12 protein-coding genes are annotated in these 14,138 nt (G+C 60.6%); all 12 read left to right on the forward strand.

Annotated elements, in window-relative coordinates:
* Positions 1–15 precede the first annotated feature (15 nt).
* The 12 genes from CKA81_RS05035 (at position 16) to CKA81_RS05090 (ending at position 14,135) form a co-directional block, all read left to right on the forward strand.
* The gene (locus tag CKA81_RS05035) at positions 16–1,491 is read left to right on the forward strand and encodes a protein adenylyltransferase SelO (protein WP_128354314.1); all 1,476 of its coding nucleotides are present in this window, start codon (positions 16–18) and stop codon (positions 1,489–1,491) included.
* A gap of 46 nt (positions 1,492–1,537) precedes the next feature.
* Positions 1,538–2,614 (forward strand): chorismate synthase, encoded by a 1,077-nt coding sequence (gene aroC / locus CKA81_RS05040; protein WP_128354315.1) that lies wholly within the window; start codon positions 1,538–1,540, stop codon positions 2,612–2,614.
* A gap of 13 nt (positions 2,615–2,627) precedes the next feature.
* Complete coding sequence (locus CKA81_RS05045; protein ID WP_128354316.1) at positions 2,628–3,467, forward strand: M48 family metallopeptidase; 840 nt, start codon at positions 2,628–2,630, stop codon at positions 3,465–3,467.
* A gap of 181 nt (positions 3,468–3,648) precedes the next feature.
* On the forward strand, positions 3,649–5,052 hold the full coding sequence (leuC, locus tag CKA81_RS05050) for a 3-isopropylmalate dehydratase large subunit (protein ID WP_128354317.1): 1,404 nt from the start codon (positions 3,649–3,651) through the stop codon (positions 5,050–5,052).
* 9 nt (positions 5,053–5,061) lie between these two features.
* Complete coding sequence (gene leuD, locus CKA81_RS05055) at positions 5,062–5,712, forward strand: 3-isopropylmalate dehydratase small subunit (RefSeq protein ID WP_128354318.1); 651 nt, start codon at positions 5,062–5,064, stop codon at positions 5,710–5,712.
* Positions 5,713–5,801: 89 nt separating this feature from the next.
* On the forward strand, positions 5,802–6,878 hold the full coding sequence (leuB, locus tag CKA81_RS05060; RefSeq protein WP_128354319.1) for a 3-isopropylmalate dehydrogenase: 1,077 nt from the start codon (positions 5,802–5,804) through the stop codon (positions 6,876–6,878).
* A 43-nt stretch (positions 6,879–6,921) separates the two neighbouring features.
* Positions 6,922–8,052 (forward strand): aspartate-semialdehyde dehydrogenase, encoded by a 1,131-nt coding sequence (gene asd / locus CKA81_RS05065; protein WP_128354320.1) that lies wholly within the window; start codon positions 6,922–6,924, stop codon positions 8,050–8,052.
* A gap of 59 nt (positions 8,053–8,111) precedes the next feature.
* Positions 8,112–10,187, forward strand: a complete 2,076-nt coding sequence (locus CKA81_RS05070; RefSeq protein ID WP_164878346.1) for a type IV pilus assembly protein FimV — start codon at positions 8,112–8,114, stop codon at positions 10,185–10,187.
* 6 nt (positions 10,188–10,193) lie between these two features.
* Complete coding sequence (gene truA / locus CKA81_RS05075; protein ID WP_128354322.1) at positions 10,194–11,006, forward strand: tRNA pseudouridine(38-40) synthase TruA; 813 nt, start codon at positions 10,194–10,196, stop codon at positions 11,004–11,006.
* Between the two features lie 154 nt (positions 11,007–11,160).
* Complete coding sequence (locus tag CKA81_RS05080; protein WP_128354323.1) at positions 11,161–11,790, forward strand: TRAP transporter small permease subunit; 630 nt, start codon at positions 11,161–11,163, stop codon at positions 11,788–11,790.
* 2 nt (positions 11,791–11,792) lie between these two features.
* Entirely contained in the window at positions 11,793–13,469 is a 1,677-nt protein-coding gene (locus CKA81_RS05085; protein WP_128354324.1) for a TRAP transporter large permease, read from the forward strand.
* A gap of 12 nt (positions 13,470–13,481) precedes the next feature.
* Positions 13,482–14,135, forward strand: coding sequence for a phosphoribosylanthranilate isomerase (locus CKA81_RS05090; protein WP_128354325.1), 654 nt, complete (start codon positions 13,482–13,484; stop codon positions 14,133–14,135).
* The last annotated feature ends 3 nt before the right edge of the window (positions 14,136–14,138 follow it).

Raw genomic sequence — 14,138 nt, forward strand, 5'->3', positions numbered from 1 at the left:
TATTAAGGCAAGCGCATGATCCATTCTGTAAAGCAATTGGAAGTCGTCAACTCATACGCCGGATTGCCGTCCGCCTTTTACACCCGGCTTAAGCCGCAACCGCCCAATGCGCCGCGGTTGTTGCATGCCAACCCGGATGTTGCCGCGCTGCTGGGCTTGTCGCCCGATGCCTTGCGTGAACCCGAGTTCCTGGAAGTATTTTCCGGTCAACAAGCTTTGCCTGGCGGCGACACGCTGGCTGCCGCATATAGCGGGCATCAGTTCGGCATCTGGGCCGGGCAATTGGGCGATGGCCGTGCACACCTGCTGGGCGAGGTCGTGACGCCCAACGGCAACTGGGAGCTGCAACTGAAGGGTTCGGGCCGGACCCCGTATTCGCGCATGGGCGACGGCAGGGCGGTGTTGCGCTCATCTGTGCGCGAGTACCTGGCTGGCGAAGCCATGGTGGGGTTGGGCATACCGACCACGCGCGCTCTGGCGCTGGTCGTGTCCGACGACCCCGTCTATCGCGAGACGGTCGAAACTACAGCTATCGTGACCCGTGTGGCGCCCAGCTTCGTGCGCTTCGGTTCGTTCGAGCACTGGTCCGGCAACCCCGATAATTTGCGGGCCTTGCTTGATTACGTCGTAGCTCGCTACTACCCGGAATGCCGCGTAGGGCAAGCGGGCAACAAAGAAGACGAGGCTGCGACGGTGCTGCGCTTCCTGGAGGCCGTCCTGGTTCGCACCGCCCGCATGGTTGCAGACTGGCAGACAGCCGGCTTTTGCCATGGCGTAATGAACACCGACAATATGTCCATCCTGGGGTTGACGATCGATTACGGCCCCTATGGTTTCATGGACGCGTTTCGCGTCGACCATATCTGCAACCACAGCGATACGCAGGGTCGTTATGCCTGGAACGCCCAGCCATCGGTGGCCAACTGGAATCTCTATCGCCTGGCCAGTGCACTGCTGGGCCTGGGCGTCGAAGCGGATGCACTGAAAGAAGTGCTGCAACAGTACGAAGCCGTATTTTTAGAGGCTTACCGTGGCAACCTGACACGCAAGCTCGGCCTGCTGCAATGGGGCGCGAACGATGACGAATTGCTGGATGACTGGTGGCGCCTGCTGCACAATCAGCGGGCGGATTTCACATTGAGCTTTCGCACGCTGGCCAGGGTGGGCAGTAACCAGGATGCCTTTCTTGCACATTTCGAAGATCGCGCCGCGGCCCTTGCATGGCTGGAGCGCTACAAGCAGCGGCTGGCAAGCGAAGATCGGCCCGAGGCCGAGCGCGTCGCGCAGATGGATCGTGCCAATCCGCTATATGTGCTTCGCAATCACTTGGCCGAGAACGCCATCCGCGCAGCCGCAAAGGGTGATGCCGGCGAGATCGACACACTGCTCGATTTATTGCGCGACCCCTATACTGAAAGGCCAGGCTTCGAGGCGTACGCAGCCGCGCCGCCCGAATGGGCCAGCCAGCTCGAAGTCAGTTGTTCCTCGTAAGCGCGCCAAGTGCGTATTCTTTCTCTTCAACCATAAAAAAAGAACTATGTCCGGCAATACCCTAGGTAAATTATTCTGTGTCTCGAATTTCGGGGAATCTCATGGCCCGGCCATCGGCGCAGTAGTCGATGGCTGCCCCCCAGGCTTGCCTCTGGACGAGGCTGACATCCAGTTCGAGCTTGATCGCCGCCGTCCCGGTACCTCACGTCATGTCACCCAGCGTCAGGAGGCCGATCAGGTAGAGATTCTGTCCGGTGTTTATCAGGGGATGACCACAGGCACGCCAATAGGGCTGCTGATACGTAATGTGGATGCGCGCAGCAAAGACTACAGCAACATCACCGACACCTTCCGTCCCGGGCACGCCGACTACACCTATTGGCGTAAGTACGGCGAGCGCGATCCGCGCGGTGGCGGGCGCTCCTCGGCCCGCTTGACGGCACCGACGGTGGCCGCAGGCGCCATTGCCAAAAAATGGCTGACACAGACCTATGGCGTGACCGTGCGCGGCTACATGAGCCAATTAGGGCCGATCCCGATTCCGTTCGAATCCTGGGAGCATGTGGCTAACAACCCGTTTTACGCACCCAATGCGCAGATTGTCCCCGAGCTGGAACAATATATGGATCAACTGCGGCGCGATGGCGATTCGGTGGGCGCGCGCATCGAAGTGGTCGCCGAGAACCCGCCGCCTGGATGGGGCGAGCCGCTATACGACCGCCTGGATGCCGATATTGCGCATGCAATGATGGGGCTGAATGCCGTCAAGGGGGTGTCCATCGGGGCCGGTTTCGATTGCGTGTCGCAACGCGGGTCAGAGCACGGCGACGAACTCACCCCCGATGGATTCCTCAGCAATCATGCGGGCGGTGTGCTGGGCGGGATTTCATCCGGTCAGCCCATTACCGTATCGCTTGCCATCAAGCCGACTTCCAGTATCCGCATCGAGCGGCAGTCCATCAATCGCGCCGGAGAGCCTGTACAGGTGCAGACCTTGGGCCGCCATGATCCTTGCGTCGGCATCCGCGCCACCCCTATTGTTGAAGCCCTGCTTGCCATTGTGTTGATGGATCACGCACTGCGTCATCGTGCTCAGTGCGGCACCGAAACCACAAATCCCTAGGAGTACCCGCTATATGAATACTACTTATCTCTTGAGCCGACGCTTCGTTTCGGGCGCTGTGTTGGCAGCCGCCACTGCCCTGGGCGGATGTGCGGCCGTGCAGACCACAGATTCCGGCACGGTGGGCGTGGATCGCAAGCAATACATGTCGGGCATGGTATCCGAGCAGGCGTTGCAGCAGGAAGCGGCGCAACAGTACAGCAGCCTGCTGTCCGAGGCGAAGGCCAAGGGAGCGCTGGATCGCGATGCAGCCCAGACGCAACGGGTCCAGGCCATAGCGCGCAAGCTGATTGCCCAGGTCAGTGTTTTTCGCCCTGACGCCGCCAACTGGAAATGGGATGTCCATGTGCTTAGCCTGGACGAAGTCAACGCCTGGTGCATGCCGGGTGGCAAGATCGCCGTCTATACCGGCCTGATCAACAAGATCAAGCCCACCGATGCCGAGCTGGCAGCCGTCATTGGCCACGAGATGGCGCATGCGCTGCGCGAACACGCTCGCGAACAGGTATCGCAGCAGATGGTCACCAATATGGGCTTGTCGGTCCTATCGGCAGTGACCGGCATGGGTGCCACTGCCGACCTGGGCGGGGCGCTGAGCGAAGTGATGTTCACCTTGCCCAATAGCCGTACCGCCGAGGCAGAAGCCGATCGCATCGGTGTCGAGCTTGCGGCGCGTGCCGGCTATGATCCGCGCGCTGCCGTGACGCTGTGGCAAAAGATGGGGGCGCTGAGCGCCGGCAATGCGCCACCTGAATTCCTGTCTACCCACCCATCGGCGGCCAGCCGTAGCACCGACCTTACCGAGGCGGCCAACAAAGTCATGCCGCTATATCAGCAGGCCGGCGGCAAGTAGGCGGCAAATAGCGCTAGCTTGCGGCGGAGGCCATCATGCTGGTGGTCCTCCGCAGCGACGCCTGTATCCGAGTCAGCGTAGCACTGCTAGTACCAGTATAAGCACTTGCCTTGTACCAGGTTGAGGCAATGGCATAATAAGCCTATCCGCCTTTTTCCCTATCCATTTCAAGAGCATATCCATGGCCCTGACCCTATACGACAAACTCTGGGACGCGCATGTCGTGCACCAAGAGTCGGACGGCACCTGTCTGCTGTACATCGACCGACACCTGGTGCATGAAGTCACCAGCCCGCAAGCTTTCGAAGGCCTGAGCATCGCTGGGCGCAAGCCGTGGCGCCTGGGCGCCAACCTGGCTGTGGCCGACCATAACGTGCCGACCAGCGGCCGCGCTCAAGGTATTTCTGACCCGATTTCGCGCCTGCAGGTAGACACCCTGGACGACAACTGCGAGAAGTACGGCATCACTCAGTTCCGCATGAACGACGTGCGCCAGGGCATAGTCCACATCATCGGCCCCGAGCAGGGCGCCACCTTGCCTGGCATGACCATCGTCTGTGGCGATTCCCATACCAGTACACATGGTGCCGTGGGCGCCCTGGCCTTCGGCATAGGCACCTCGGAAGTCGAGCACGTGCTGGCCACCCAAACCTTGTTAATGAAAAAGAACAAGAACATGCTGGTGCGCATCGAGGGCGAGCTGCCCTTTGGCTGCACCGCCAAGGACCTGGTCCTGTATGTCATCGGCAAGATCGGCACGGCCGGCGGCACTGGCTACGCCATCGAGTTCGGTGGCAGCACCATGCGCGCCTTGTCAGTGGAAGGACGCATGACGGTCTGTAATATGGCCATCGAAGCCGGCGCCCGATCCGGCATGGTGGCGGTCGACCAGAAAACCATAGACTACTTCCGCGGCCGGCCTTACGCACCTACCGGTGCGCTGTGGGATCAGGCGGTCGAGTACTGGCGCACCCTGCACACGGACGAAGGCGCAAGCTTCGATCGTGTGGTCGAGATCGATGCACGTCAGATAACACCGCAGGTGTCATGGGGCACATCGCCCGAAATGGTGTTGCCCGTAGATGCCCGTGTGCCGGATCCCGACAAGGAAAAAGACGACGTCAAGCGCAGCGGCATGGAAAGGGCGCTGCAGTATATGGGCCTGAAGCCCAACACGCCGCTGGTCGATATCAAGCTGGACCGCATCTTCATCGGCTCGTGCACGAATGCCCGTATCGAAGACCTGCGTGCGGCGGCCAGTGTGGCGCGCGGCAAGCGGGTGGCAAGCTCCATCAAGCAGGCCATGGTGGTTCCAGGTTCCGGCCTGGTCAAGCTGCAAGCCGAAAAGGAAGGGCTGGACAAGGTCTTCCTGGACGCCGGGTTTGAATGGCGCGAGCCGGGCTGCTCGATGTGCCTGGCCATGAATGCCGATCGCCTCGAGCCTGGCGAGCGCTGTGCCTCCACGTCCAACCGGAACTTCGAAGGTCGGCAAGGGCAGGGCGGGCGCACCCATCTGGTCAGCCCCGCAATGGCAGCGGCAGCGGCCATCGCCGGTCATTTTGTTGATGTACGGACGCAACGATAGGAAGCCATCATGCAAGCATTTACTACACATCACGGATTGGTGGCGCCGCTGGATCGCGAGAACGTCGATACCGACCTGATCATTCCCAAGCAGTTTCTGAAGTCCATCAAGCGTACGGGTTTTGGCCCCAACTTGTTCGATGAATTGCGTTATCTGGACCACGGCGAGCCGGGCATGGACAATTCCAAGCGGCCGCTGAACCCAGACTTTGTGCTGAACCAGCCGCGCTATCAGGGGGCATCCATCTTGTTGGCGCGCAAGAACTTCGGTTGCGGTTCCAGCCGCGAGCACGCACCCTGGGCACTGACGCAATATGGCTTTCGCGCCATCATTGCGCCCAGCTACGCCGACATTTTCTTCAACAACAGCTATAAGAATGGTTTGCTGCCTATCGTCCTGCCCGAGTTGCAGGTGGCGCGGCTGTTCGATGAAGCGAAGGCCTTTGTTGGCTACAAATTGCGTATCGACCTCGAACGCCAGGTGGTCATTACACCTGACGATCGCGAACTGGCATTCGATGTCGAGCCATTCCGCAAGCATTGCCTGATTAACGGTCTTGATGAAATCGGCCTGACTCTGCAAAAGTCCGACCTGATACGCAGCTTCGAAGCCGAAAGGCTGGCCAAGCATCCTTGGCTCGAGTCGCGACCAATAGCCTGAGCCCCCTTGGCCAAGGTCGGCCAACCAACTACGTAAACGAAGGGCTGCGGCAACGCCGCCCTTTTTCCGCATTCAACTTCAGGAACACCATGACACATAAAATAGCCGTGCTGCCGGGCGATGGTATCGGCCCCGAAATTACCGAACAGGCCGTCAGGGTATTGACGGCGCTGGGTCTGGACCTTGACCTGCAGACCGCTCCCGTGGGTGGCGCCGCTTATGAGGCCGAGGGGCACCCCTTGCCCGCCGCTACGCTGAATCTCGCGCTTGATTCCGCAGCGATTCTGTTCGGTGCCGTGGGCGACTGGAAGTACGACCAGTTGGCCCGCGAGTTACGCCCCGAGCAGGCCATTTTGGGCTTGCGCAAGGCGCTGGGTCTGTTTGCCAACCTGCGACCCGCCATCCTGTACCCGCAACTGGCCAATGCTTCGTCGCTTAAGCCCGAGATCGTGGCCGGCCTGGACATCCTGATCGTGCGCGAACTGACTGGCGACATCTATTTTGGCCAGCCTCGCGGTGTGCGCGAAGTTGCCGATGGCCCCTTCAAGGGCGAGCGCCAGGGCTACGACACCATGCATTACGCCGAATCCGAAGTGCGACGCATTGCCCATGTGGCGTTTCGCGCCGCGCAAAAGCGCAACAAACGCCTGTGCAGCGTGGACAAGGCCAACGTGCTCGAGACTTCCCAGTTTTGGCGCGACATCATGATAGCGGTCGCGCCCGAATATCCCGACGTCACTCTCTCGCACATGTACGTCGACAACGCGGCCATGCAGCTGGTGCGCGAGCCCAAGGCGTTCGACGTCGTGGTTACCGGCAATTTGTTTGGCGACATTCTCTCTGACGAAGCCGCCATGCTGACCGGGTCTATCGGCATGCTGCCGTCTGCGTCCCTGAACGCCTCCAACCAAGGCCTTTACGAACCCAGCCATGGCTCCGCGCCTGATATCGCCGGCCAGAACATGGCCAATCCCCTGGCGACCATCCTGTCGGCAGCGATGCTGCTGCGCTACTCCTTGAACCAAGGCGCGCAGGCAGACCGTATCGAAGCCGCCGTGCAGGCTGTTCTGGAGCAAGGGTTGCGCACGGCTGACATCTACGAGGCCGGCACAGACAAGGTTACAACCAGCCAAATGGGTGATGCCGTGCTGAAAGCATTAAAATAATGCTACAGACGTATTTTTTATTCTTTTTTAAAGTGACAGCAACATGAGCCAAGCAGTAGGTTTAGTCGGTTGGCGCGGCATGGTGGGCTCGGTCCTGATGCAGCGCATGCGCGACGAGAATGATTTTTCCTTGTTTCAACCGGTGTTTTTCTCGACCAGCAATGCTGGCGGAGCGGCACCTTCGTGGGCGGATGGCGCAGGTGCGCTGCAAGATGCTTACGACATCGACACACTGAAAAAACTTCCCGTCATTCTTACCGCTCAGGGCGGCGACTATACCAATGCGGTCTATCCCAAGCTGCGCGCTGCAGGGTGGGATGGGGTCTGGATCGACGCGGCCAGCTCGCTGCGCATGGCCGACGATGCCATCATCGTGCTGGATCCCGTCAACCGGCCCGTCATCGATGCCGCCTTGAAGCGCGGCGTCAAGAACTTCATTGGTGGCAACTGTACCGTCAGTTGCATGCTGATGGGCATGGCCGGCTTGTTCAATGAAGACCTCATCGATTGGATGAGCAGCATGACTTACCAGGCCGCTTCTGGCGGTGGTGCTCAACACATGCGCGAACTGCTCACGCAGTTTGGCACCCTGAATGCCGCGGTCAGGCCGCTGTTGGACGACCCCGCGGCTGCAATACTCGAGATCGATCGGGGCGTGCTGACGGCCCAGCAGGATGCAGACCTGGCCCGCGAGCATTTTGGCGTACCGCTGGGTGGCAGCCTGATCCCCTGGATAGACAAGGATCTGGGCAATGGCGTGTCGCGCGAAGAATGGAAGGCCGAAGCCGAGACCAACAAAATTCTTGGGCGCGGACCAGCTTTCGGTACGCCCGCCACGCCGATCGACGGCTTGTGCGTGCGTATTGGCGCCATGCGTTGCCATAGCCAGGCCCTCACGATCAAGCTCAAGCGCAATGTTCCCCTGGATGAAGTCGCCGACATCCTGGCTCAAGGCTCGGACTGGGCCAAGGTCGTGCCTAACGAGCGCGAAGCCACCATGCAGCAACTGACGCCAGTTGCCGTTACCGGTACGATGGATATTCCCGTAGGCCGCTTGCGCAAGATGTCGATGGGCGACGAGTACCTCAGCGCCTTCACGGTAGGAGATCAGCTATTATGGGGCGCTGCCGAGCCGCTACGCCGCATGTTGCGTATAACTTTGGGTGAACTATAAAAATGAATTTGTCCCGCTGTGTGTCTTCGTCTTTAGCGTTAGTTTCAGATACTAAACCTTTGATCGGGGCACTAGCGGCGGCATTGTTCATGTGCTCGACCGCCCAGGCCGCAAGCCTGGGCCATTCGCGCGTTGTTTCGGCACTGGGCCAGCCGCTACATATCAATGTTCCCATTATCGAACTGAGTGCTGGCGACCTGCGCACGCTGGCGGTGTCGCCAGCACCGGCACCGGCATGGGCGCAGGCGGGGCTGACCCCTCCGGTCGATCTGAACACACTGCAACTGCGACTGGCCGACGGTTACGCGCCGGGTACAAAAGTTGTAGAGCTTCGGTCCAGCCAGCCCTTCGACAAGGCTGTGGCTGATGTCTTGCTGGACGTACGTACTGCCTCGGGCCAGCAGCGCTATCAGGTCAGCCTGTTGACGCAAGGCGGCACAGGTGTGGCAGCGGCCCAGCGTAGCGCCGAACTGCGCGGTGCCGGTAGCGCGGCCTCAGCCAGTGCATTGGCTGCGCAGCGCGCCATAAGCGTCAAGCGGGGCGACACCATGTTCGCCATCGCACGACGTCACGCCGTTCAGGGCGTTACCGTCTATCAAATGATGATTGCTCTGCAAAAGGCCAATCCGCAGGCCTTCATTCACGAAAACATCAATCTGGTCAAAGCCGGCGCCACGCTGCAGATGCCCGACATGGCCGCATTGACGGCAATCTCCGATCGCGAAGCGCGGCGCCTGTTCATGAAGCAGGCCCACGAGTTCGCGTTGTATCGCCAACGTGCAGCGGGTGGTGCCGCCACAGTAAGCCAGGATGCGGCCGCTTCGGGCGTGGTGTCCACACAAGGCGCGGCGACGGCCCAAGAGCCCGCCGGCACGCCGCGCGATCAATTGCGACTGTCCGGTGCGGCCAGTAATGCAGGCTCCGCCAGCGGCCGACAGACAGCCGGCACAGATACCACTGCAGCGGGCGGCCAGCAGGGCGCTACGGGTGCCGGTGGGGCGCAAGGCGCCGATGTCCAGGCCGATGACAGCGTCGCTGCGCGCAAGAATCTGCAAGAGGCCCAAGACCGTGTGTCGACGCTTGAAGATAACGTTAAGCATCTTAACCAGGCCTTGCAAGCGCAAGGTGCAGCGGCATCCGGTCTGGTTGTCGAAGGCGCAAAGAGCCTGACGCAGACATTCTCCGACGATAAGGCCGCCTCGAATGGCCAGCAAGCAGCCGGTGGTGCCGCACCGTCATCAGCCGATCGTGCCGGTTCGCCCGGCGCGGCAGGCAATACGGCCGGCGCAGCGGGTCAGCCTGGTGGCGGGTCGTCGACTGCATCGCCAGTGGCGGGTGGCGACCGCAGCGCTACGAACGGCGCGGATGCTTCCGGCCAGGCTGCTGGCAGCGCCAACGGTACGGCCGCGGGTACGTCCGTGAGTCCGGCCGGGTCCACGGGCGCGGCTGCAGGCGGCGCCCCGGATCAGTCGTCCGGGGATGCCAGCCAGGGAAATGCGGGCGCAACTGCCGGCAACGGGCAGGCGGCGAACGACGCCGCTACAGCGGGTAGCATGGGCGGCGCGGCTGCAACGGGCGGCGCGGCCGCAACGGGTGGCGCGGCGCCGGGCACTGGTGATGCGGCAGCCGGCTCGAGTGCCGCTGCAGGCGCCGCCGGCAATAGCGGCAACGCGGCAGCCGGTTCAAGCAACGCCGACGCGGGCTCAAGCAATACTGCCTCGGGTTCCAGTAATGGCGCTTCCGGCTCAGGCAATGCCGCCTCGGGTTCCAACAATGCCGCTACCGGCACCGGCAGTGCCGCCGCAGGTGCAGGCAGTTCCGCTACCGGCTCAGGCAGCGCTCCAGGCAGTTCAAATGGCGCGGCCGCCGGCTCCAGCGGCGCCGCCGATTCAAACAATGCAACAGAGGCAGGAAGCACCGTGTCGTGGTTACAAGAGCATATGCTGGGCGTCATTACCGGCGTGTTGGCGTTCATCGTATTGATCATTGCCTGGCTGTTGCGCCGGGCGAACGCCGCCCGCGACGAAGGCAACGGCGGCCTGATTACTGAAGCCATGGTTCGCGAGAAGCTCGACCAGATCAATCTGGACTTTGAGCAGCAGTCTTCAGACGACGCCGCTCGCCGAAAAGAGTAAGCCGCCATGCCACGAGTGGCACTGGGTATTGCTTATGATGGTTCTGACTGGCTGGGCTGGCAAACCCAGAAGGGCGGCGGCACCGTGCAGGATACCCTCGAGGGTGCCTTGGCCAGGTTCCTGGCACTGCCGGTAAATACCTTCTGCGCGGGGCGTACCGATACGGGCGTCCACGCCCTGGGGCAGGTGGTTCATCTGGACACCACCGCAACGCGGCGCATGGAATCCTGGGTGCGCGGCTTGAATGCCTTGCTGCCTTCCAGCATAGCCGTCCAGTGGGCATGCGAAGTGCCAGAAACTTTCCATGCCCGCTATTCGGCGACATCGCGCAGTTACGTGTATCTGGTACGCAATACGCGGCTGCGATCACCGCTGATGCATGGGCGCGCTGGCTGGGTATACCACCCTCTGGATCTGCTGCGCATGCAGCAGGCCATGGTGCACTTGCTGGGCCGCCATGACTTCAGCAGCTTTCGCTCGTCGCAGTGTCAGGCGGCCAGTCCGGTGCGCGATCTGTTGCAGGCCGACGTACGGCAGTTCGGCGATTACTTCATGTTCACCTTCAAGGCCAATGCGTTCCTGCACCACATGATACGCAACCTGATGGGCGCCATCATCTACATCGGACAAGCCAAGCAAGAGCCGGAATGGATCCTTGACTTATTGAGCCAGCGCGATCGCAAGCGCTCCGCGCCAACGTTTTCAGCAGCCGGGCTATATCTGGCTCATGCCGCCTATCCGGCAGAGTTTTCATTGCCCGATACGCCCGCCAGCGCAGCTGTACTCTCGCATCTGGGCATACAGATGCCATCGGGGTAGGCTGGGGCATACACCAACAGGCAAAGCAGAGCAGATCGGATAGAATCCATCCGTTTCGATCTGACACACTCGTCTATACTCGTCAGGTTTTACCAAGCTCACGCTTATCGGCGTGCACGAACAACCGGACTCTTCCTACCCCTAAGTGGTCCCCATGAATTTCTTCCTGTCTATCTCCAGAGCCATTGACGCGATCAACACGCGCATCGGCCAGGCCGTTATCTGGTTGACGCTTGTCGTCGTGCTGGTCAGCGCCACCAATGCCGTCGTCCGCAAGGTCTTCAATGTCAGCTCCAATGCCTGGCTTGAGCTGCAATGGTATTTGTTTGGCGCGATCTTCCTGCTTGCGGCCGGCTACACCTTCCTGCGCAACGAGCACGTGCGCGTGGATGTGCTGTCTCAACGGCTTTCTCGCCGTACGCAAATCTACATCGAGATATTCGGCATCGTATTTTTTCTGTTCCCCGCGTGCGCGTTGATTTTCTGGCTTTCCTTGCCGTTCTTCTACGAGTCGCTGGTTCTTCATGAGCTCTCATCCAATACCGGCGGGCTGATACGCTGGCCGGTCAAGTTGCTGATCCCGGTAGGCTTTTTCCTGCTTATCCTTGCTGGCGTATCGCAATTGATCAAGTGTGTGGGCTTCCTGAAGGGCGTCTGCCCTGATCCGATGGCTCTGCCGGATGGTAAAAGCGCCGAAGAGGCACTGGCGGATGAAATCCGCCGCCAGGCAGAACAAGACGCGGCTGATGCCACTACACACACCACTACTGGCAGGGGCCTCTGATCATGGAGTTCTTCATCGATAATCTGGCTCCGATCATGTTCATCAACCTGATCGTCTTCTTGTTGCTGGGCTTCCCGGTGGCTTTTTCGCTGGCCGCCAACGGTATCTTATATGGCTTGGTGGCTATCGACCTGGGCCTGATGCAGCCGGCGCTGTTCCAGGCCTTGCCGCAGCGGGTATTCGGTATTGTGGCCAACGACACACTGCTGGCGGTTCCCTTCTTCACCCTCATGGGGCTCATACTGGAACGCTCCGGCATGGCTGAAGATTTGCTCGAAACCGTCGGGCAATTGTTTGGCCCCGTGCGGGGCGGGCTGGCGATTGCAGTGGTGGTGGTCGGGGCCATGCTGGCCGCCACGACCGGCGTGGTGTCGGCGTCGGTGATCTCGATGGGGCTTATTTCTTTACCCATCATGTTGCGCTATGGTTACGACAGGCGGTTGGCAACCGGCGTCATAGCGGCCTCCGGCACCTTGTCGCAGATCATTCCACCTTCGCTGGTGCTGATCATCCTGGCCGACCAGCTGGGTCGCTCCATCGGCGATATGTACCGGGGCGCTATGGTACCGGGCCTGCTCCTGGCGGGTAGCTATATTGCCTACGTCGTGCTCATGTCTTTTCTCAAGCCGACCAGTGCGCCCGCCCTACCGCAAGAGGCACGCATCTACGACAGGCCCGATGGCACGCGCGGGCTGCGCTCATTAGTCGTGCTTACGGTCATTGCCTCGACCGTCTCTTACTTCGCCACGCAGCATTACTTCAGCGAGCACACGCAGGTGCCGGTCGATGAGCGCGTCGTGATCAGTCTGGTGGCCTGGGGCATTACGGCGCTGATCATCGCCCTGGCCAACAAGGTGCTAAGGCTGGGTCTGCTGTCCCCCATTGCTGAACGGGTCACGTTCGTGATGATCCCGCCGTTGTTCCTTATTTTCCTGGTGCTGGGTACTATCTTCATTGGCGTTGCGACGCCTACCGAAGGCGGGGCCATGGGTGCCGTCGGTGCCTTGGCCATGGCGGTATCCCGAGGCCGTTTCTCCTGGGCATTGCTCAAGCAAGCCATGGACACCACCACCAAGCTGTCCTGCTTTGTCGTGTTCATTTTGGTGGGCTCCACGGTATTCAGCCTGAGCTTCCGAGGCATCAATGGGGATATGTGGGTCGAACACCTGCTGATCGGTCTGCCGGGAGGAGAGTGGGGCTTCCTGATCGTGGTCAGCCTGCTGACCTTCTTCCTGGCGTTCTTTCTGGATTTTTTCGAACTCGCATTCATTATTATTCCGCTACTCGGACCCGTCGCCGACAAGATGGGCATAGACCTGATCTGGTTTGGGATCTTGCTGGCAGTCAATATGCAAACCTCGTTCATGCATCCGCCGTTTGGCTTCGCCTTGTTTTATTTGCGATCGGTGGCGCCCAAGGACGACTATCACGACCGGATCACCGGCAAGGTGATACCCAAGGTCACCACTGGGCAGATTTATTGGGGCTCGGTACCATTTATCTGCATACAGGTCGCGATGGTAGCCGCCGTCATGATTTTCCCGGGTATGGTTACCCACTATAAGAGCGACGCGGTGGTGGTAGATCCGTCCACAATTACGTTCGGGAATGAAGGCATGTACGGTGCGGGACAATATGGTGGTGGCGGGGCTGAAGATCCTGGCTCCGCTTTTCAGTAGGACATGGCAGCGATGACAACTGCACAACGAACCCGCGTCAAGGTCTGCGGCCTGACCCGGCCTGAAGACGTGGAAGCCGCCGTGCAGGCGGGGGTGGATGCGATCGGCCTGGTTTTTTATCCTTCCAGCAAGCGTGCGGTAAGTCTGTCGCAGGCCAGCCGGTTGCGCAACGCCGTGCCCCCCTTTGTCAGCGTCACGGCGCTGTTCGTCAACGCCGCAGTCGACCAGGTGCAGGCCGTCATCGACCAGGTCGCTCCCGATGTACTTCAATTTCACGGCGACGAACAACCTGACTACTGCGAGGGCTTCGGCAAGCGTTATATCCGTGCCTTCCGCGTGGGTGCGCCCGGCCTGGACACCCCGGCATCCTTGCTGGACGAGTGCCGGCGTTATGCGTCGGCTACCGCTTGGTTGTTCGACAGCTATAGCGCGGGTTACGGCGGTAGCGGCCATGCCTTCGATGCGCAGCTGCTGTCCAAGGTGTCCAGCGCGACCGACAGCAGGCCGGTCATACTTGCCGGTGGCTTGACTGTAGCGACCGTAGCGGACTCCATCCGCGCCGTAAGGCCTTATGCAGTGGACGTAAGCAGCGGTGTTGAAAGCGCGCCTGGCATCAAGTCATCCGAAAAAATTGCTGCCTTCCTTCAAAGCGTAGCGGCGGCATAGGGA

The sequence above is a fragment of the Pollutimonas thiosulfatoxidans genome (assembly GCF_004022565.1).
GTDB lineage: Bacteria > Pseudomonadota > Gammaproteobacteria > Burkholderiales > Burkholderiaceae_B > Pusillimonas_D > Pusillimonas_D thiosulfatoxidans.

Coding starts and splice junctions, on each gene's coding strand:
- truA (WP_128354322.1), top strand. CDS start 10,194: ATGCCACGAGTGGCACTGGGTATTGCTTATGATGGTTCTGACTGGCTG.
- CKA81_RS05090 (WP_128354325.1), top strand. CDS start 13,482: ATGACAACTGCACAACGAACCCGCGTCAAGGTCTGCGGCCTGACCCGG.
- leuD (WP_128354318.1), top strand. CDS start 5,062: ATGCAAGCATTTACTACACATCACGGATTGGTGGCGCCGCTGGATCGC.
- leuC (WP_128354317.1), top strand. CDS start 3,649: ATGGCCCTGACCCTATACGACAAACTCTGGGACGCGCATGTCGTGCAC.
- asd (WP_128354320.1), top strand. CDS start 6,922: ATGAGCCAAGCAGTAGGTTTAGTCGGTTGGCGCGGCATGGTGGGCTCG.
- aroC (WP_128354315.1), top strand. CDS start 1,538: ATGTCCGGCAATACCCTAGGTAAATTATTCTGTGTCTCGAATTTCGGG.
- CKA81_RS05085 (WP_128354324.1), top strand. CDS start 11,793: ATGGAGTTCTTCATCGATAATCTGGCTCCGATCATGTTCATCAACCTG.
- leuB (WP_128354319.1), top strand. CDS start 5,802: ATGACACATAAAATAGCCGTGCTGCCGGGCGATGGTATCGGCCCCGAA.
- CKA81_RS05035 (WP_128354314.1), top strand. CDS start 16: ATGATCCATTCTGTAAAGCAATTGGAAGTCGTCAACTCATACGCCGGA.
- CKA81_RS05080 (WP_128354323.1), top strand. CDS start 11,161: ATGAATTTCTTCCTGTCTATCTCCAGAGCCATTGACGCGATCAACACG.
- CKA81_RS05045 (WP_128354316.1), top strand. CDS start 2,628: ATGAATACTACTTATCTCTTGAGCCGACGCTTCGTTTCGGGCGCTGTG.